18 protein-coding genes are annotated in these 18,411 nt (G+C 54.1%); 8 read left to right on the top strand and 10 right to left on the bottom strand.

All coding sequences use genetic code 11. The features are described from left to right. Positions 1–165: 165 nt before the first annotated feature. The 9 genes from BP727_RS08420 to BP727_RS08380 form a co-directional block, all read right to left on the bottom strand. The gene (locus BP727_RS08420) at positions 166–1,770 is read right to left on the bottom strand and encodes a CTP synthase (protein WP_286858289.1); all 1,605 of its coding nucleotides are present in this window, start codon (positions 1,768–1,770) and stop codon (positions 166–168) included. Between the two features lie 2 nt (positions 1,771–1,772). Beyond that, positions 1,773–3,050, bottom strand: a complete 1,278-nt coding sequence (locus tag BP727_RS08415; RefSeq protein WP_286858287.1) for a hypothetical protein — start codon at positions 3,048–3,050, stop codon at positions 1,773–1,775. A gap of 148 nt (positions 3,051–3,198) precedes the next feature. Next, positions 3,199–3,381, bottom strand: a complete 183-nt coding sequence (locus BP727_RS08410) for a methytransferase partner Trm112 (RefSeq protein WP_013719234.1) — start codon at positions 3,379–3,381, stop codon at positions 3,199–3,201. Between the two features lie 106 nt (positions 3,382–3,487). Further along, on the bottom strand, positions 3,488–4,279 hold the full coding sequence (locus BP727_RS08405; RefSeq protein WP_286858286.1) for an amidohydrolase family protein: 792 nt from the start codon (positions 4,277–4,279) through the stop codon (positions 3,488–3,490). Next, positions 4,280–5,407, bottom strand: coding sequence for a DNA topoisomerase IV subunit A (locus tag BP727_RS08400; protein ID WP_273278041.1), 1,128 nt, complete (start codon positions 5,405–5,407; stop codon positions 4,280–4,282). Positions 5,408–5,451: 44 nt separating this feature from the next. Next, the gene (locus tag BP727_RS08395) at positions 5,452–7,290 is read right to left on the bottom strand and encodes a DNA topoisomerase VI subunit B (RefSeq protein ID WP_276620107.1); all 1,839 of its coding nucleotides are present in this window, start codon (positions 7,288–7,290) and stop codon (positions 5,452–5,454) included. Positions 7,291–7,309: 19 nt separating this feature from the next. Further along, positions 7,310–7,540 carry an Lrp/AsnC ligand binding domain-containing protein gene (locus BP727_RS08390; RefSeq protein ID WP_013719238.1) on the bottom strand — a complete coding sequence of 77 codons (231 nt, stop codon included), beginning with the start codon at positions 7,538–7,540 and terminating at the stop codon, positions 7,310–7,312. Positions 7,541–7,588: 48 nt separating this feature from the next. Continuing rightward, entirely contained in the window at positions 7,589–8,479 is an 891-nt protein-coding gene (locus BP727_RS08385) for an RPA family protein (RefSeq protein ID WP_273278043.1), read from the bottom strand. Position 8,480: 1 nt separating this feature from the next. Further along, positions 8,481–9,710, bottom strand: a complete 1,230-nt coding sequence (locus BP727_RS08380; RefSeq protein ID WP_013719240.1) for a replication protein A — start codon at positions 9,708–9,710, stop codon at positions 8,481–8,483. Between the two features lie 222 nt (positions 9,711–9,932). Here BP727_RS08380 and BP727_RS08375 point away from each other — a divergent pair, with 222 nt between their 5' ends. Beyond that, positions 9,933–10,826 carry an NOP5/NOP56 family protein gene (locus BP727_RS08375; RefSeq protein ID WP_273278044.1) on the top strand — a complete coding sequence of 298 codons (894 nt, stop codon included), beginning with the start codon at positions 9,933–9,935 and terminating at the stop codon, positions 10,824–10,826. Between the two features lie 43 nt (positions 10,827–10,869). After that, complete coding sequence (locus BP727_RS08370; RefSeq protein ID WP_273278045.1) at positions 10,870–11,505, top strand: hypothetical protein; 636 nt, start codon at positions 10,870–10,872, stop codon at positions 11,503–11,505. A gap of 51 nt (positions 11,506–11,556) precedes the next feature. On the opposite strand, the gene BP727_RS08365 is transcribed toward BP727_RS08370, so the two are convergent. Beyond that, a complete protein-coding gene (locus tag BP727_RS08365) occupies positions 11,557–12,402 on the bottom strand; it encodes a methanogenesis marker 8 protein (RefSeq protein WP_342674278.1) in 846 nt (281 codons plus the stop codon). A gap of 199 nt (positions 12,403–12,601) precedes the next feature. Here BP727_RS08365 and BP727_RS08360 point away from each other — a divergent pair, with 199 nt between their 5' ends. From BP727_RS08360 to BP727_RS08335, 6 genes are all read left to right on the top strand, one after another. After that, positions 12,602–12,997 (top strand): ArsR family transcriptional regulator, encoded by a 396-nt coding sequence (locus BP727_RS08360; protein ID WP_048132993.1) that lies wholly within the window; start codon positions 12,602–12,604, stop codon positions 12,995–12,997. A gap of 291 nt (positions 12,998–13,288) precedes the next feature. Beyond that, positions 13,289–14,401, top strand: a complete 1,113-nt coding sequence (gene ftsZ / locus BP727_RS08355; protein WP_013719245.1) for a cell division protein FtsZ — start codon at positions 13,289–13,291, stop codon at positions 14,399–14,401. 260 nt (positions 14,402–14,661) lie between these two features. Next, positions 14,662–14,928, top strand: a complete 267-nt coding sequence (locus BP727_RS08350) for a winged helix-turn-helix transcriptional regulator (RefSeq protein WP_286858278.1) — start codon at positions 14,662–14,664, stop codon at positions 14,926–14,928. Next, positions 14,929–16,569, top strand: a complete 1,641-nt coding sequence (locus BP727_RS08345; protein WP_286858277.1) for a hypothetical protein — start codon at positions 14,929–14,931, stop codon at positions 16,567–16,569. Further along, complete coding sequence (locus tag BP727_RS08340; RefSeq protein ID WP_013719248.1) at positions 16,566–17,420, top strand: SPL family radical SAM protein; 855 nt, start codon at positions 16,566–16,568, stop codon at positions 17,418–17,420. The genes BP727_RS08345 and BP727_RS08340 overlap by 4 nt, the downstream gene beginning before the upstream one ends. A gap of 288 nt (positions 17,421–17,708) precedes the next feature. Then, a partial coding sequence (locus tag BP727_RS08335; protein ID WP_286858275.1) for a hypothetical protein occupies positions 17,709–18,411 on the top strand: 703 nt, incomplete at its 3' end.

Raw genomic sequence — 18,411 nt, 5'->3', positions numbered from 1 at the left:
AATAAATTGTTGTTGTGTGCTCCACCTCGAAAGCTGCGACTATTGCCTCGCCCTGAAGCCAGAGAACATCAATCAATTCAATCGTCTTATTTTTAAAGAATACCCGGCAGCAAGCTGCGGGGTATTCTTTAAAAATAAAAATATAAAAATCTGGAAAAAATATTCCTATTTAGCTTTTCGCTCCTTCATCGCTTCTACAAACGCCAGAAACGGCGGCGATGGCTTGCCCGGCCGGGACTTCATCTCCGGGTGGAACTGAGATCCGAAGAAGAAGGGATGCTCTGGAATCTCACAGATCTCCATCAGATCCCCGTTCCTGCCGGAGAAGATCATCCCCTTCTCCTCGACGGGCTTGATATAAGCGGGATTGACCTCATAGCGGTGCCTGTGCCTCTCCACGATACTGTTGCTGCCGTAGATCCGGTGCGCCAGGCTGCCCTCCAACAGGTGAGCGGGATAGTTTCCCAGCCGCATGGTCGCTCCCATCTGCCTGATCTTCTCCTGCTCGGGCAAAATAGCAATCACCGGATGAGGGGTCTCCCCAAACTCAGTGCTTCCCGCCCCCTCCAGGCCGCAGACGTTCCGGGCATATTCGATCACCGCCAGCTGCATTCCAAAGCAGATACCCAAATAGGGAACCTTCATCTCCCGGGCATACTGCACCGCCTTGATTTTGCCCTCCGTACCCCGGGAGCCAAAGCCACCCGGCACCAGAATGCCGTCCGCCTCCCGCAGGATGAGGTCAGATGATCCGTGCTCCAGATCCTCAGCATCGATCCAGACGATCTCCGGCCGGACGCCGGCTTCAATCCCCGCATGCTTCAGAGACTCCCGAATGGAGAGGTAGGCATCCTCCATGGGATCGGCGCACTGCTGACCCACGGTGTACTTGCCCACGATCGCCACCTTCACAGATCCTGATACCTCTTCCATCTTCGCTACAAACTGGTCCCAGTCCTTCTTCTCCTCCAGAGGAAAGAGCCTCATCTCCTTCATTATGTACTTGGCAATGCCCTCGGCTTCCATCTGCAGGGGCACCTTGTAGATGTCATCAGAGTTGTGGGCGCTGATCACTGCCTCTGCAGGCACATCGCAGAACTGGGCGATCTTGTGCTTGGTCTCTGGGAGCAGGGGATTCTCACATCGAACCACGATCATGTCCGGCTGCAGACCCAGCTCCCTCATCACCTTCACGCTATGCTGGGTGGGCTTGGTCTTCTGCTCTCCATCGGTGGTGGAGGGGGCCAGGGTTACGTGGACGAAGAATATGTTTCCCGACTCCTCGTACTTGAGCTGGCGCATAGCCTCCAGGAAGGGCATGGACTCGATGTCGCCCACTGTGCCCCCCACCTCGACCAGACATATCTCGCAGCCCCCGTCTCGGGAGACCTGACGGATGCGCTTCTTAATCTCCTCGGTGATGTGGGGGATGATCTGCACCGTCTTGCCCAGATACTCACCTCGCCGTTCCTTCTCAATCACTGTGCTGTAGACCTTGCCGGTGGTGATGTTGTGGTCTCGGGTCAGCTCGACATCAAGGAATCGCTCATAGTTCCCCAGGTCTAGGTCCACCTCTCCCCCATCCTTGAGAACATAGACCTCTCCATGCTGAAAGGGGCTCATGAGGCCAGCATCGATATTGATGTAGGGATCGATCTTTATGGCCGTGACCTTATAGCCCCTGTTCATGAGCAGCCTGCCGATGGAAGCCGCGGTTATGCCTTTCCCAAGGCCGCTCATAACCCCGCCAGTGACCACGATATATCTCATTTTTACGCCTTCAGGAGCGTAGCCGCTCCGTATATGATAAGGGTGACGATCAGAATCGACGACACTAATGCTCCGGGAAACTCGGGAATGCTCTCGGTGATGAAGGTCAGAACCAATGCGCTAACCAGGCCCAAGAATATGACTGCGGGAATGACCTGCATCGCTCCGATCGCTCGCAAGCCGTCCTCATCCTCAACTGCTTCTCCCGCCTCCTCTTCAGAACGAATCTGATCGGATTCGAACTGCTCTGTGGAATTCTCTTCCCTTTCGACCGATCCGAGTGGCTCCCTTACCCCTGGTCTGAAGCGGTTCTCAGGGTCCTGTGCTGCCTCGTCTCTCTGAAACCGCCGGTCCTCTCGGGGGGTCTTAAAAGGATCAAACTCTCCATTTGAGCCCTGCGTTTGGCTGGTCAGGGGATCGATGGGGCGGTCGATCCGATCGCGATCAGGATAATCATCCCCACCAAAATAATCATCGGCTTCTCTGGAGTATTCATTATCCCTCACCGGGCCATTGCGCTCTTTACTGTGATTATCTCCGTCCGTCTCCGAGAGATCCTCAATCCTGCGAAAACGGCGGGCAGATCGATATCTCTCTAGATCCTGATCCTTTGAGAACGATATATTCCGGCTCTCCCTCTCATCCTCTTCATCGCGTCCATCCTTCGCCGGGACGAATTCCGTATCCAGATCCTCGGAGGACTCGTATGGACTGCGATCCTCATCCTCCCCGCCATCATCCATGCCCTCGGGATCAATTATCTCTGGATCAATCCCATCGGAGCCGATCTCATCCTCGTCAGGATTCCTTTCCTCTTCCCGGTAATCCTCAGTCTGCGCCTCCTCTGCCGGGGCGATATCCCGGATCCAGGCTCGAGAGGGGACCCTGCCCAACCTATCTGATGGGCCCTGGCGGCCGAGACCTTCGGACTGGATGCCGGGGAGCTGATCTGACTTGGAGACTATGGAGTCCCGCAGGATGGTTATGGGAACCCGGCTATCGCCAATGCTGCTCTTCAGGATTATCTCTCCATCCAGCCGGTCTGTATCGTCGGGCATTCGGGCGAAGATCGGTATGATCTGCTTTCCATCCACGTAGTCATCCGATCTTCTGAAGCGAACCGCCTTGAAGACGGGATCGCTGGCCTGAAGCGAGACATCTGAAGGCTCTCCATCGTTGATGACCACGAGGTTGAAGAGGGTCTCCTCGCCAGGAAGAAGATGGAGGACGATGGGTGTCTTGGTATCGCTTCCCTCGTTGATGCGAACAATATGATCCAATCCCAAAACCCCTCACTCGCTATTGTTACATAATATTGTATAAATATTTCGCCTGTGAATCCCAAGCTCCTTCTCTGCCCCCATCCACCATTTTGGGGCTCTTAGCGCGGATTCGGCCAGGCGTCCATCTGGTCAATCTAGAATATGATCATTCTCGAAGCTCTGGGGGCAGCATATTTGGAATCCCGTCCTCAATGGGATAGATCTCATTGCAAGCACGACAGCAGAGCTTGCCGGCTAATATCTCCGACTCGTTCTCTTCGAATACCTCCAGTATCAGGTCTCCTTTGCACATAGGGCAAGCCAGAATATCGAGAAGATCGCGTTTCATCGCTGGCAACAGCTGTTCTTATAAAGTATAAATCTTTGTCTCACATCCGAAGCATCCGGTCCTGGAGACCTGACATGATGGGAATGGACCTATTTTTCCCCTGCTGTCACTCCAATAAAATGGAGGCATTCTTCCAGAGTATGGCCTCCTTCTCTCCCTCTGATAGATCAAGCCTCTGGATTATCTCCACTGCTCTGCCCGGAATCTCCCAGGGATAGTCGCTGCCGAATATCACCCGATCCGCCCCAATATCCTGGATCAGCTCGGCCATCTCCGTCCCATCAAGATAAAAAGAGACATAAGCGGTATCAAAGCAGACATTTCCTCCTGGGGGGAGAAGATGCCTTTTCGCCTCATCCCACATTCGCATCCCACCCAGATGGGCCAGCAAGAGCTTGAGCTCGGGATAGCACTGCACGACTCTGGCAAAGCGCTCCGGCGTTCCAAAGACCTCCTCCCTCTCCAGAGGATCCCGGCCCGTGTGAGTGACAAGCATCATCCCTCTTTTGATCAATGCCTCGTAAAGCCTCTCGCAGCCCTTATCATCGGGATAGAACTCCTGCAGCAGCGGCATTATCTTGACCCCCTGCACGCCGCAGTCGGCAAGCCGGTCCAGCTCCGCCTCCAGGTTCTCCATAAACGGATGGATCGCTCCAAAGGGGATCAGGCCCTCATCTGATACTGACAGGATCCAGTCGTTGAGTCTGGAGACATCCTCTATGCCTTTGGCCAGGGGAAGGAGGACCGATCTCGCGATCCCGGAACGGCTCATGTGCCCCAAGAGGTCCTGAGGCGCTCCGCTTCCCGGCACCTCTACCTTCAGCTTTCTTCTGGCCGCGGGCAGGATCTTGGCTGCCACTGGCGGAGGATAGATGTGGGCATGAAAGTCGATGATCATTCAGATGATCCCCATCTCCGTCAGCCTATCCGGCAGATAGGTCTTGGTTACAAAGTCCAGCCCCTTTCCGGCAAAAGCCTGCTGCTCGGCCTTCTTCTTGAGGTCTATTTGCAAGTGGATCTGCTTTTCCCAGTAGGGATTGGCAAACCTCGGATCAGAAAGCTCGCTCTTCAGGGCCTGAAGATCTCTGTCCGTAAGCTTGTCCGTGGATAGGTTATAATCCACGATATCGCTGGGCTGCACTCCCAGGAAGCGGGCCTTGGGCGTTACCAGATGATCGGAGAGGTGGGCGCTCTTGATCGCTCCATAGGCTATGCTGGCGAAGATGCGATAGGACCAGGGATCGCCATCGGTGAAGACTACCACCGGGAGGTCCAGCTCCGTGTTCAGCCTCTTTATGATCCGCCGGGTGGACCGGGCGGGCTGGCCTTTGATGTGCACCAGGATGGCATTATACTCCTCATCAAAGCCGTTTTCTATCAGCCGGGCGTACATTCCGCCGGTCTCAATGGCCATGACCATCCGGGCATCATGGTTGATGAACTCGATGTTATCCACGTTGAAGGGTATCTGATAGCCGGCCTCGCCAACGTCCTCCTGGCAGTGCATCTCTTTCTCCCCCCGGCGGGTCTGCTCTTTCAGGCGAAGCGGCCCGAAGACAGCCGCTCCGTCCTCCTCCGGACGGACGTGAAAGTCCTCCCGGTGCAGATCGGTTACAATCTCCAGATCCTCGATCAGCCGGTCGCTCTCTGCCTGTTCATGGAACTTGGCTATATCCCAGTTCTCGGAGATGTAATAGATCTCTCTTAATGTCGAGCCCCGATTGTTCTTGAGATGCTCATCTATCAGCAGCTCTGTCAGGTGGACGGTTTTAAGAAGGGTCTTGGCTCCCCGAACCGTCTTGACGCTGCGCATCGTCTCCTGGTCTCCGTAGATCCAGACATCGTCTTTAGTGGAGAACTCGATATTTCCCTTGGTCCGGGAGGGCAGAGATATATGAGGTACAACTCCTTGCTGAAACTGGCCATAGAGCGAATCGGCCAGACGGAGAAGGTTCTCTTCTGCCTTTTTCGACCGGGAATCCCTCAACGCTCTCTCTGAGATCTTCTTGTCATCTGATCCTGCCATGCCCTCACTCCAATCGCTGCGATGCTGTCATCTATCGGATCTCCCTATAAGATCGCTCTGGCGCCGGTGACGATCTCCGGGTCCAGACCTTCTACCACCGGCTTAGCTGGCCCGTTGCTATTCGCCCCGATCTGGTAGCTGATAATGGCCTTCTGGCCCGGGCCTACAGAGAGCTTCCAGTGGTGGTCGTATCCATCCCCCAGAGAAATTACCTTGGCAGGGGGACTGATCGCCTCCGCCTTCTCCCCCAAAAGCTCATGCAGCTTGAAGGATCTTACAAGGTCGCTGTGGTTCTCAACCACCAGCCGGACCGAGATCCGGCCGTCCTGCTGTTCGCTCTCCCTGTAAACCAGAAGGTTGCCCATGATCTTGGCCACCACCGGTCCTATGTCCGGCTCGGGGCGGTCCAGGACATCGGAGAGCTTCTTTGCTATCCGGGGAAGGATCTTTCTGATGATCTCCTCCTTCTCCCGTCTCTCGGATAGCAGGCTCTGCCTGCTCAGGTAGCGGCGCAGCTTTCGAGCCACCTCCTTGAGCCCCAGGTCGATCTCAACGAGAATCTCCGGCATATCGGCCACCGCATCCTTACTCTCCGAGGTGAAGGGGATATTGGTGGAGGCGATGTGCACCAGCAGCACTGCCGGACCGACGGGAATGCCGCTTCCTGCGGACTGGCTCAGAGAATAGTTCTTCCAGGAGACTGACTCCACAGCATGAGTTATGGCGCAGGCTCCTTGCTGGTAGACCAGGGGGACTCGATTGGCGAATCGGAGTATCTCTATGCGGCCTTCTCGGGCCAGCTCACCGCCATAGCCCAGTCCCACCTCAACCAGGAAGGGATTGCCTGAGTAGACGGATACCGGCCTGGTGGTGGTGGCGATGAAGTCCAGCCGGAACTCCTTCTCCAGCCCCGCCCGGATCAGCTCCTCGCCGATGGGAGACAAGCAGTCCACTGGAGGCGACTTAACCCGGATCTGTTTGAAGGCCAAAAGCAAGCGCACCGCCTCATCGTGGTCCAGGCTTGCAGGAGGAGCTTCAGGGTCCAGATCCGCTTTTTTGCACAGCTCCTGGGCGGAGATCGTTCCGATGGAGGAGAAGGTCTCCTTAAGAAATACCCGGAGCTTCTTCTTGTCGGTATAGCGCAAGAGCTTGATCAGCTCCCCGAGCTCTATTCCCTCTGGATGGGGCTGGATGGCATAGGCCTTCTTGGGAAGGCTCTCCGTCGCCCGCTCGAAGACCTCCACATTTCCCTCCGGCTCCACCAGGGTTAAGCGGGCATGGGGATTGACGATAGCGGCGCTCTTCAATGAGCCATAGACAGACTGCCTGCGGCTGCGGACATAAGAGCCCTCCATTTCCATCTCCACCCGCGTTCCCCGAGGCCTCTCCCAGTCCACCTCCTCTGCTTTAATGATCTCAGGCTCGTTTTTGGAGGTGTTGATCATGAGCTCACAGTAATATGCAGGCCTGTCCGGAGCGATCTTGGATATAACTCGCGTAGGCCTGCCGCTGGTGAGCTGGGAGTAGAGCACCCCGGCGGAGATTCCTATGCCCTGCTGGCCTCTGCTCTGGCGCAGAGTATGAAATCGAGAACCATAGAGCAGTTTGGCAAAGACGCGCGGGATCTCCTCCGGCACAATCCCCGGGCCGTTGTCCTCCACTATGACCTGAAAGTATTCGCCGCTCTTCTTTATCTGCACGAATATGTCCGGCAGAATGCCCGCATCCTCGCAGGCGTCCAAAGAGTTGTCCACCGCCTCTTTCACACAGGTGATTAAGGCGCGAGGCGCGGAGTCGAATCCAAGGATCTGACGGTTCTTCTCAAAAAATTCAGCTACGGAGATGGCCTTCTGCTGTTTAGCCAGCTCCTCAGCGATCTCCATAAGAGGGGGATGACGGGGCTTAAAGCTCGGCCCCGACCACCGTCTGGGTGGCATTGACGTTGTCGATCTCTCTGATAACATCGACCAGCTTGTTGAGCATGCTCAGGCCCTCGACCTCAATGATCACCACGAAATCGAATTCGCCAAAGACATGATATACATCCTTGATGCCGTCGATCTCCTGCAGAGCATTGTAGACAGTCTTCTCCTGTCCTGGCACCACCTTGACCATCGTTACACCAATTACCATATTGACTCACCTCTGCTCTATGAGCTCCTGTAGATTATATAAGACTTTTCAGCTCTTCTTTCCAAGGTTGAAGGTCTCCACTTCTTCGTCCCCCCCGGCCTCGGGCCAGGAGTCCAGCGATCCACCCTTCTTGGGCTTGATCTTTTTATTGGGCTGCTTTTCCTCTGGCATTTCCTTTTGCTTTGCTTCCGGCTTCGCCTCGAACCCCTCTTCAATGGGCTCGTTGAGCTCATCTCCATTCTCTTCCCCCATCCTTTCGGACTCGGCGGAAGAGGCAAGAGACCCGGAATCATCTCCTACAGTCTTGCCTAGGTCCGCCTTCAGAGAGGCAAGGGCCCGAGCGACCATTTTGCGGTAGCGCTCTATATCGGTATGATAGTGCACCCGGGCCCGAGACGCATCCTGCTGATTGGTGGAGGGATAAGCGCTGTCTGCGGTGGTAAAGTCGCTTGACAATGGAGCTGGTTCAGCCTTCTCGAGGAGTGAGAGCCTCTCAAGAGTGCGCCTGGCAGTATCCATTATCCACTGGTTTCTGGTTGCCTCATCCACCCTCTGGATGGACTCCGCGCGCAGAGATATGATGACATTGCCGTCCTCCGTCTGGTAGAGGTTGGGCTTTCCCACGATGGAGACAAAAGCGGGTGCATCCATGCTGGCCAGTATCTGAGCGGCCTCTGGCTGGTACTGCCCGGCATAGATCAGGATGCTGCCCGTCGGGTCCACCACTCGCCCCCGCCAGTACTCCACATCTGTACCGATATCGTCCTTCTCGGTCAGCGTTCCCACGAAGAAGACCCGATTGCATTTGGCCCCGGTAGGGGTGAGAAGGTATTGAGGAGCATATTGATGCTGGTCCTCACCTTCCCGGAAGGAGTAGTTTGAACTCTTCAGCTCCTCGGCGAATATCCTGCGCGCCACCTCTCTGGAAAATCCCGCCATCCTAGATCGCCTCCACCCGGCTCATGAGCTCGTCCACACTCGATTCTGTCACCGGCATGAGCTCATTTATGGTCTCCACCAATAGATAGCGATCGACCCTTGGCCCAGCGATGGCAAAGTATCTGCCCACCAGCTTGCTCTCGATGAGGGAGCGCACCACCTCGTGATCGAGCGCCTCCATGGCCATCATCCTGGCTTCATCCAGGGTAAGCCCAACCAGCCGCTCAGTGGTCTCCCGGTTGATGAGGACATCCTGCACCCGGCGGCCATCGTCCAGCACCGCTTTGATGCGCAGATCATATGTGCCATCCACCTTTCCGTGCTCGGTGCATACCCCCTTGGCTAAGGAGCGTTTGCATACCGGGCAGCGCTTTATCAATCCCGAGCCCTTCTGCACATCCACCAGAGCCCCGGAGAACTCTGCCGCCTGGGAGCCGATCTCTATGTCAACATCCAACGGCTCGATTTGGCTGGTGCGGTTCAGCTTTACGCTGAACCTCCCCTGGAACTCATCTGTAACCAGGTTTCGAAGAAGATAGCTCTTCCCCTCCTCCAGGTTGGCAAGATCAGCTTTCGTCCATTTCACAAACTTTATAGAGCCGGTCTCATCGCCGATAAGGCCCGACTGGGAGATGGAATCGCTGTTCGGCTCCCAGAGCTGAGCCACCTTGACCTTCAGATCGACCCATAGTCCGGGCTCGCTGATCTCGATCACCTTCATCTCCTGCGCTGCCTTGCTGACCGATCTTGCCTCTACCTCATTTTCCAGGGGCTCGATCTGGCTGGTGCGATTCAGCTTTATGCTGAACCGGCCCTGGAACTCATCCGTGATCACTTTCTTCAGAGAATAGCTCTGGCCTAAGACCAGATCGGGCAGATCGGACTTCTTCCATTTAACAAACTTCATTGCTCCCGAGCCATCGCCGACCAGTCCGGTCTGAGAGATGGCTTCAGTCGCCGGCTCCCAGAGATCCAGAACCTTAACCTCCAAATCCACCCACCGGCCGGATTCCTTGATCTCGGAGAGCTTGACCTTCTCCGAGCTGGCCCTGGCTTGAGGCATAATTCCATGCTCCTTTTGGAAGTAGTTTAGGACCGATCTTCTTGCTTCTCCTTCCGGCACGCGAAAATCGTCGATTAGCTTCTTTAAACGAACCTCAATCTCCTCATCAGGGACAAGGATGTTCTGCTCCCTGAGACGAGCCGATATCTGATCTATTATTTCTTTCATTACCCGTATGCCCCCTGTTTTTCATTGAGAGGTGATAGTAACTTGGCTCTTGAACTATTTAAGGAAGATCTGTGCAGAGAGAAAGTAATCTCCGGAGATTTCATAAACAAGACTTGCAGATTTCAGAAAACGGGATGAAATGGAAGAGGATAATATAGATTAAAGAGAAGATAAAGACGACCAAGAGAAAACAAATGGCTTATTGCCGGGAGGTATGGTTGTATGGAGATCGCGACCTGGTTTGGAAGGATTGATTCGGAGACTGGATCAGTATTCTTAGCTGAAGATGGGGAGAGGATGATAGACGCCCTTTTAAAGAAGCCTCTTCCTGCCGGCCCATCCGTTCAGCCCGACCTGCGCCGCCTGGCCCTAATGCATGGATATGCGGCAGATGATATCGAATATAACGCCCGCCTCAGAGAGATCGCCCTGGGCCTCGTTCGCCGCCAGCTTGCCCAGTTGGCTACCACAGAACAGGACCTCCTCCAGGCGGTAGAGGCCATAGACGATATGACTGAGGCGATAAATCTACTGGATGAGAGGCTCTATGAGTGGCATCGCCTGCACCATCAGAGGATCGTTCATGGAAAGGATCTGGCGGAGTTGCTATGCGAGGATCGGATTATGGGACCCTTTGCCAGGTCCATTCTCCGATTGATGGAATCGAGGAAGAGCATGGAAGAGGAGGTGAGCTTTCGAGCAGAGGAACTCGCCCCAAACCTTTCCGCTCTTGCCGGACCGATTCTGGCAGCGAGGCTAATTTCCAGGGCAGGAGGCCTGAGCCGGCTGGCAAAGATGCCCTCCTCCCGGGTGCAGGTCATGGGAGCGGAGAAGTCCCTCTTCAAGCATCTTGACGGCCGCGCCCCTTCCCCCAAACATGGGATAATCTTCCGCCATCCAGCAGTCATGGGAGCCCCAAGAAAGCTGCGGGGAAAGGTGGCACGCGCTCTGGCTGGAAAGCTCGCCCTTGCCGCCCGGCTGGACTACTATGGAGCTAGCCCCTCACCTGACCTGGCAGCCTCCCTGGAGAGGCGGCTGAATGACATCAAACGCAGGGGAGGGAATAGAAAGGAGAGCATCAGATGGGCTGGAGAAAGGAATGAGCAGCAAGGATAGAATCAGGATCAAATTTATATTCGATTGAGATGAAGTTGCGCATATGAAATGTTGGCAGTCCGGGTTTCTGATGATATCGGCGTTTAGTATCATCGCCTGCTTGGGCCTTCTGGTTCCCCCGGCAGCGGGAGTTGCTCAGAATATGACTGAGCACTCCTGGATCTACAATCAGGGATACTCGGATGATATGCGCATCTACCAGACAACCAGCGGCTTGCACGGCCAGAAGTTGGTCACTGGGACTCGAGGTACAGGCACAATATCCCGCTCCATTGACGCTCATGTCTACGGCGGATTTGAGGATGGATTCAATGAGATCTGGGCCAATGAATGGGGAGTCTACCAGAACAAGCCATCTTTATACAGCGAGCCCATCACCAAGAGCGACCTTAGAAATGCCCTCTGCGCCAAGAACTATGAGGTGGGATCGATCTATTCCGAGAGCTACTCTGAGATCCGGGACCTGGTCAAAGACACCTCAGTGAGCCAGACCAATGAGAACTCAGTGTACAGCATCCACACCGAAGCGGATGGAACGGCAAGGGTGGGAGCGCGGGTGCAGAGAAGCACCAGCTCCACTCCTGCCTACATCATGACCGGAAGCTATCAGGGCTACACAAATATGAGGATGCAGCTGGAGAGCGGCAACGCCTCCATTATGACCCTTCCCTGCCCATGAGGCAGCTATATTTTTCAGAGTCTCTTTGCTGAGGATTCCATTATCCAAGATCTAGACCAGAGGCCTGGGCTGCTTTTTCTCCGGGAGGACGGGAAGGGGCATGGTGTTTATCAGCAGCGGCGAAGAGACATCCTTTGCCCTCTCCACCAGCAGCTCCTTTCCCCAGGGGGTCAGGCCGAAGAGAGGCACCGCGGTTCCTACCTGCACCAGGGGTACTGCCTCTTCTCGGATATGCCTGGAAGCGCAGCTGGTGACGATATCCGCCGCCTTCAAGAGCCTTCTGGCATCATCCTTGCTGATCCCTGTGAGATGGACCCCGATTATCATTATCCGCACTCCAGTTGATCTCTCCAGCTCCCTCAGCCTCTCTGCAGTCTGGGCATCTGCTACCGTCACCGCGAACCGGCAGTATCCAGCGCTTATGGCATAGGCCGCGCCCTCCAGCTGATCGATCCTGCCACTCTCGGGAGAGAGGACATGCCCATCCCTGGATTTTATGCCCTTTATCACCTCTGGGATGGGGTCCGTCTCCACCAGTCCGGAGATGTATCCGCCCATGCCCTGGACCAGTGATCCATTGGAGGTGATGACCGTTCCAGCGCCATCGCACACGGTAACGGCAGCATCGATAATACCCCTCATAAGGCCGGTCATCATCGATTCGGATGCCCCAAAGCCGACGAATGTGTCCATCTCCAGCTTCCGGCGGGCGGAGAACATTCCATGCTCCTTAATGCGAAACTCCATATTGGCAGCCGCGGACTCCTTTGTCACCTTTTTTATTCCCCGGACCTTATCGAAAAGAGGACACCATTCGATCACCGGCTCGGTGGCTTCCGTTACCTCTTCCTCGCTCACCTTTATGGCTGATCTTCCCAGTAGCTCCATTTTATGCATATCGTCCACCTCAAGAGGGCCTACAGCGGCTATATCCTTGTCTGCCTGTTCTTGTCTCTTTGCATTGCCTATCCATGGCCAATGCAATTTCTCCATGATTCTCTAATATTTGAGATTAAATATAATATTTATGTAAGGTAAATTTTCTATCTCAACCGAATTATTTTTGACGAAACTTATATATATGTTATCATTCATTATGCGCCTGGTGAAAGCTTTGAATACATCAGCATCCGCTGATATCGCTGCCGAGCGCGACGAGTTTGCATCCATCTTAATGAAGATAGGCCTCAAGAGGAACGTGGCCAAGGTCCTGACCTATCTAGCGGGAGTGCCCGAGGCAACCAGCCGGGAGATTGAGATCGGATCCGATCTGCGCCAGCCTGAAGTTAGCATTGCCATGAGAGAGATTAGAAGGCTGGAATGGGTTAGAGAGAGGGATGAGAGGAATCCTGGAAAAGGTCGACCTTATCGCATCTATAAGCTGAACCGCAGCCTTCCGGATATCGTCCAGTATCTGGAGTCGGAGAATGCAAAGGAAGCGGAGAGGGTGATGAAGCAGATTGAGAAGCTCAAGTCTTTGAAATCGAATTGATTTTATATATCAAAGGAAAAAGGTGCGCCCGAGCTGGCTCGATGTGAAATCGGCATACAGAGCTATTACAAAGGTTTATTTTTAATATTTTGATATTAATTAAGTAATGGAATTTTCTGATATTCAGGCAGATGATTTTCACATACTTCAAGTTGATTATGTACAACCAAATTCAAATGCCTTCTCCTAAACATCTATATAATATTTCAAGATGCTCCAATTTACTCTATGCAAAAATCTATATACTAATAGATTACTAGAATATGGCAGAATAAAGAAGAGGGGATGGATATGAAGTACATCATCGACGATGCCATGGGCAGGGCTGAGGCTGAGAGCAGGGTCAAGCCTTCCAGCATGATTAAGAGCGATGAGGAGCTAGTGTCAGTTCTCGAGGAACTGACCACGGTCATCAGGGTAATTGGTTGTGGTGGAGGAGGCTCGAACACCATCGACCGCCTGGCAGAATGCGGCATCCAGGGGGCAGAGCTCTTTGCGGTGAACACCGATGCTCAGCACCTTTTGCATATCAATGCCGATCGCCGTTTCCTGATCGGCAGGCGTACAACTCGCGGCCTGGGCGCGGGCAGCCTGCCTGCCATCGGTGAAGAGGCTGCTCAAGAGGATATAGATGAGATCAGAGCGGCAGTGGATGGAGCAGACATGGTCTTCGTCACCTGCGGCCTTGGGGGCGGCACAGGCACTGGCGCCTCGCCCGTGGTGGCAGAGGCGGCCCGTGAGGCGGGCGCTCTTACCATCTCCATCGTTACCATTCCCTTCAGCGCAGAGGGGACGATAAGAATGCAGAATGCAGAAGCGGGCTTAAATAGGCTGCGAGAGGTCTCGGACACCGTGATCGTGGTGCCAAACGATCGCCTTTTGGATGTCGTTCCCAACCTTCCCCTGCAGGCGGCCTTCAAGGTGGCGGATGAGGTGCTGATGCGCTCGGTCAAAGGTATTACTGAGCTCATAACCCGTCCCGGTCTGATCAACCTGGATTTCGCCGATGTTAGAACGGTGATGACAAACGGCGGAGTGGCTATGATCGGAATGGGTGAGGCACAGGGAGAGGAGAAGGCGCGGGATTCGGTGTCGAAAGCCCTGCGAAGCCCCCTCCTGGATGTGGATGTATCCTGCGCGACATCCGCCCTAGTTAACGTGGTTGGAGGTTCTGACATGACCATCACCGATGCCGAGACCGTGGTGGATGAGGTCTATCAGAAGATAAATCCTGAGGCTCGGATCATCTGGGGAGCACAAATAGACCAGAACCTCGACCATACCCTGAGGACCATGCTGGTGGTTACAGGAGTCTCGTCTCCCCAAATACTGGGAAAGGACATGAGCAAGAGGGTGACCTCAAGGCATGGCATAGACTTCCTATCCCGGCGGGCACGTTATTGATGGAGCTCATATAGGAGGTGCCACTGCCTCCCTATAGCTCTGCCTTCCCCTTTTGCTCGCTCATATTAGCATCTCTTCTCGTTTTCCTTTCGATTACCCCCTCAATGCCCGTTGCTGCACTTGATCATCTCTTTTAGCCGTGCTAGCATGCACCATGTCAATCGATGGAATTATAAGTGCGCTCCCCCTATCAGTATCTGTTTATCTATTGAAGGGATGTGATATCCATTCTGACTGAGAAGGTGAGCGGGGAGCTTGAGATGTTGCAGAGGCACCTGCTCATACTCAAGCATGTGGTAGAGAACGAGCCCATTGGTATTCTCAAGCTGGCAGAGGAGACGAGCATACCCAGTCATAAGGTGCGTTATTCCTTAAGAATACTGGAACAAGAGGGTCTGATCAAGGCAACCGCTCCCGGCGCGACCACAACCCATGAGACCGGTCCATTCCTCAAGGAGCTGGACTCGATGATCGAAGAGCTTTCTAAGAGAGCAGATGAACTGAAAAAGATCAAGATCGCGAGGTAAATGCTCTATCGCCAAATAGCTCAGTCCCTAGAGGAGCTATCCTCCGCCCCGCGCAGCTGTAAGGCGGAGTTGTGCTCCCGCCTGATTGTTGAGATGAAACCTGAATTGCTCTGCCCCACGGTCCGTCTCCTGTTGGGCCAGCTCTGGCCGCCCTGGGAGGGCAGGGAGATGGGGGTGGGGCCAGAGGGAGTCGCTGCCGCTCTGGAGGAGATCTCAGAAGAGAATATACCCCGGCTCAGAGATCGAATGGGGGAGATGGGGCTGGTGGCGGAAGCTGCACTGGCGGAAAAAGGCCAGCATTCGCTCTCCAGTGAGCCTCTACAGTCCATGTCCGTATACGAACAGCTAAGGCGGATCTCTCTGATTCGGGGCAAGGACTCCGAGCAGAGAAAGAACGCTCTTCTCCGGGGCCTCTTCCAGGATGCGAGTCCCCTTGAGGGAAAGTATATCGCTCGCACAGTTCTAGGAAATATGCTGGCCGGAACCGGCGATAAGACCATGCTTGCTGCTTTTGCTCTGGCCTTCTGCTGTGACCCGGATCAGATTCAGAGGGCCTATAGCCTCCTGCCGGACCCGGGCAAGATCGCCATCATGGCTGCCGGAAACCATTTGGAAAGAGCGTCCATCCAGCCGGGCATTCCCATAAAGCCGATGACGCTATGCGCCCTGAAGGCAGAGGATCTAAAGACCGTAAGAGAGGTGGGAGAGGAATCAGTGGGATGGGCGGTTTTACCCAGGTATCATGCCCTGAGGGTGCAGGTTCATAATACAGGAGATGGGGCTTATATCTTCAGCTCCCGGCAGAAGAACATCACCACCTCGTTAAACGGCCTGGCCCAAAGGCTGAGCGGCATGGATGATGAATTCATAATCGATGCCGATCTGATCGGCTTTCATGAGGGGGAGATGTGCTCTCAATCGGATATGCTCAGATATATCAACCGCCGCCGCCTCTCCCGAAGAAGCAGCATATCGCCTGCCCTGCTAGCCTACGATCTTATCTACATTTCTGGCGAGGACACCACCTCCCTGCCCTTTCAGGAGAGGCGAAAGAGGATGCTGAAAGCTTTGGGCGAGCCCAGGTCCATGCCCTTTCAGGGAATATCTGCGACCCGTGAATGTATCGTCCTGGAGAAGGAGCTAAAGAAGGACTCTATTCAGAGCCATCTGGACCAGATGGTGGAAGAGGGCGGAGTGGGCTTGATGGTGCGGAGCCTTCTGGGCCTCTACCGGCCTGGAGAATGCAGCAGATGCGATTTCTTTGTGGGAAGAGAGATGTCCATATCAGCCGTTATCGTCCGGGCGGAGTGGGGCCGGAGGAGCAGTGATCAGATCTTCTCTCGATTTCTCGTCGCCCTGCGAGAAGGGGACGACCTCGTGCCAGTGGGCTGGATAGGGGGTCAATTGGGCCAGAAGGATATTCTGGAGCTGGATCGCCAGTTGAAAGCCCTAGCCAGAGAATGGGATGATACTGGTGCTTGTGTCAATCCCCAGGTTCTCCTCAAGCTGAAGATCCAGGGTGCTCGCAGGAACGATAAGGGCTATGCCATCGTCCGCCCTCAGGTTTTAGGGATCGATCTTTTTGCCTCCTGGGAGGATGCGGATGAACTGACTAGGCTTTTTTCATCCTCTGGCCGATGATCCTCAGAGCATTTGACCCCTGGAAGAGCGAGCTGTGCACCTGCCCTGCCAAGCTCAGCCTCAATCCCTATACCGGTTGCCCGCACGGCTGCCTTTACTGCTATGCCTCATCTTATATCCCCCGGTTCCATTCCTGCCGGCCGAAGGTCGATCTATTGAGGAGGCTTGACCGAGAGGCGGCCAAGGTCGTCCCCGGACTCTTTATTGCTATCTCCAACAGCTCCGATCCTTATCCTCCCATAGAAAAGGAGCTGGGATTGACCAGGGGATGCCTGAGGATACTGAAAGAGAGGAACTTTCGGGTGCAGATCGTCACAAAGTCCGATCTTGTCACCAGGGATATCGATCTCCTCGCCGCAATGAAGGCGGCGGTGGCCGTCACAGTCACCACATTGGATGATTCCCTAAGCCTGAGGCTGGAGCCGGGGGCGCCATCGCCAAAAAGAAGGCTCTTTGCACTGAATGAGCTATCTCGAGCGGGAATTCCCCTGTCAGCCAGAATCGATCCCATCATCCCGGGAATCAATGACTGCGGGATCGAGGACCTGGTCTATTCTCTTCATTCCGCTGGGGTCAGGCATATAACCTCCTCCACATATAAGGCACGGCCAGATAGCATAAAAAAAATCACTGCTGCCTTTCCGGAGGAGGGAGCGGCCCTAAAAGCGCTCTTCTCCCGGGGAGGGAGATATTCGGGCAGCAGCTATCTTCCGGCGGATTTGAGAAGGAGCATTCTGGAGGATGTAGCATCCCATGCCCATCAGACTGGCATCACCTTCTCCACCTGCAGGGAGGGATTCGCATTTGAGGAGGGCATAAGCTGCGATGGCTCTCATCTCCTGCCTCTGTAATCAGCAGCTAAATTAACGAAGTGGATAAAAAATAAATTAAATAGTTTGTATAAGATATAGATATCGACAATCGGCTAATTCGAATCGGTATTCTCCCTTCTACCGGATTCCTTTTGCTGGATATTAAAAAAAATCATAAATGCAATGCGTCAACCTTATGGTGCCCTTTGCCCACGAAAGTTTATTTATATGAAGAATAACTAGAATCCACGACAATTCTTCTCAAAAGGGAGGATGTTCAAGCCATAGTCATAAATGTCATATGCAAGAGCAAAAGGAGGATTCGATATGAAAAACATTCTGGCCATCAGCATGGCCATCATGATAGCAGCCATTGTTATGATGCCTGCTCTAGGTTATTCTGAGGAGATGGCAGAAAATCCGTCTTATACAGTGGCCTCGGCAGGGAATCAGTCTTATTCTGCAGGCTCTGCAGGAAGTCAATCTTATACCGCCACATCAGCAGGAGTGCTGTCCAATACCGCAGCCAATGCTGGAAGAAAAGGCTTTAGCTTCTCAACCGGAGTTGCCGCTCATAACCTCACCTCGGATATGGTAACAGAAGTAAATTCTGTGAGCGCCTCTCCAGAACTGGGCATCAGGATTCCCTACTCCATCAAAGACGGATCCATGGTTCCTTACTCCATCCAGCAAGGATTCATTGTCCCATACTCGTCAAAGCTGGGATCCATCGTTCCCTACTCGATCCAGATGGGATCATATGCTTCGTACTCTATCAAGCTGATGGATGAGACCAACGCTACCCTACGAGGCACCTATCAGACCGTGAAGCTCGAGCCAACGAAGCTGGGCAGCATTGCCCGCAAAGAGGCCGTAGCATTGGCAGGCGAAACCCCGTCTGTTGCCGCGGTCGAGACACCAGAGGTCCAGGAAGTAGCTCTGAATGAGACGGCAGCTCTGAATGAGACTGTAGCTTTGAATGAGACTGTAGCTTTGAATGAGACGGCAGCTCTGAATGAGACGGCAGCTC

Source organism: Methanosaeta sp. UBA356, assembly GCF_002496465.1.
GTDB classification, from domain to species: Archaea; Halobacteriota; Methanosarcinia; order Methanotrichales; family Methanotrichaceae; genus Methanothrix; species Methanothrix soehngenii.
Note: the sequence above shows the minus strand (reverse complement) of the source record. Positions and strands in the feature narration are given on the sequence as shown.

Excerpts from the sequence above, each read along its gene's own strand:
- BP727_RS08420 (WP_286858289.1), bottom strand. The coding sequence starts at position 1,770 with ATGAGATATATCGTGGTCACTGGCGGGGTTATGAGCGGCCTTGGGAAA.
- BP727_RS08410 (WP_013719234.1), bottom strand. The coding sequence starts at position 3,381 with ATGAAACGCGATCTTCTCGATATTCTGGCTTGCCCTATGTGCAAAGGA.
- BP727_RS08405 (WP_286858286.1), bottom strand. The coding sequence starts at position 4,279 with ATGATCATCGACTTTCATGCCCACATCTATCCTCCGCCAGTGGCAGCC.
- BP727_RS08400 (WP_273278041.1), bottom strand. The coding sequence starts at position 5,407 with ATGGCAGGATCAGATGACAAGAAGATCTCAGAGAGAGCGTTGAGGGAT.
- BP727_RS08395 (WP_276620107.1), bottom strand. The coding sequence starts at position 7,290 with ATGGAGATCGCTGAGGAGCTGGCTAAACAGCAGAAGGCCATCTCCGTA.
- BP727_RS08390 (WP_013719238.1), bottom strand. The coding sequence starts at position 7,540 with ATGGTAATTGGTGTAACGATGGTCAAGGTGGTGCCAGGACAGGAGAAG.
- BP727_RS08385 (WP_273278043.1), bottom strand. The coding sequence starts at position 8,479 with ATGGCGGGATTTTCCAGAGAGGTGGCGCGCAGGATATTCGCCGAGGAG.
- BP727_RS08380 (WP_013719240.1), bottom strand. The coding sequence starts at position 9,710 with ATGAAAGAAATAATAGATCAGATATCGGCTCGTCTCAGGGAGCAGAAC.
- BP727_RS08375 (WP_273278044.1), top strand. The coding sequence starts at position 9,933 with ATGGAGATCGCGACCTGGTTTGGAAGGATTGATTCGGAGACTGGATCA.
- BP727_RS08370 (WP_273278045.1), top strand. The coding sequence starts at position 10,870 with ATGAAATGTTGGCAGTCCGGGTTTCTGATGATATCGGCGTTTAGTATC.
- BP727_RS08365 (WP_342674278.1), bottom strand. The coding sequence starts at position 12,402 with ATGCATAAAATGGAGCTACTGGGAAGATCAGCCATAAAGGTGAGCGAG.
- BP727_RS08360 (WP_048132993.1), top strand. The coding sequence starts at position 12,602 with ATGCGCCTGGTGAAAGCTTTGAATACATCAGCATCCGCTGATATCGCT.
- ftsZ (WP_013719245.1), top strand. The coding sequence starts at position 13,289 with ATGAAGTACATCATCGACGATGCCATGGGCAGGGCTGAGGCTGAGAGC.
- BP727_RS08350 (WP_286858278.1), top strand. The coding sequence starts at position 14,662 with ATGTTGCAGAGGCACCTGCTCATACTCAAGCATGTGGTAGAGAACGAG.
- BP727_RS08345 (WP_286858277.1), top strand. The coding sequence starts at position 14,929 with ATGCTCTATCGCCAAATAGCTCAGTCCCTAGAGGAGCTATCCTCCGCC.
- BP727_RS08340 (WP_013719248.1), top strand. The coding sequence starts at position 16,566 with ATGATCCTCAGAGCATTTGACCCCTGGAAGAGCGAGCTGTGCACCTGC.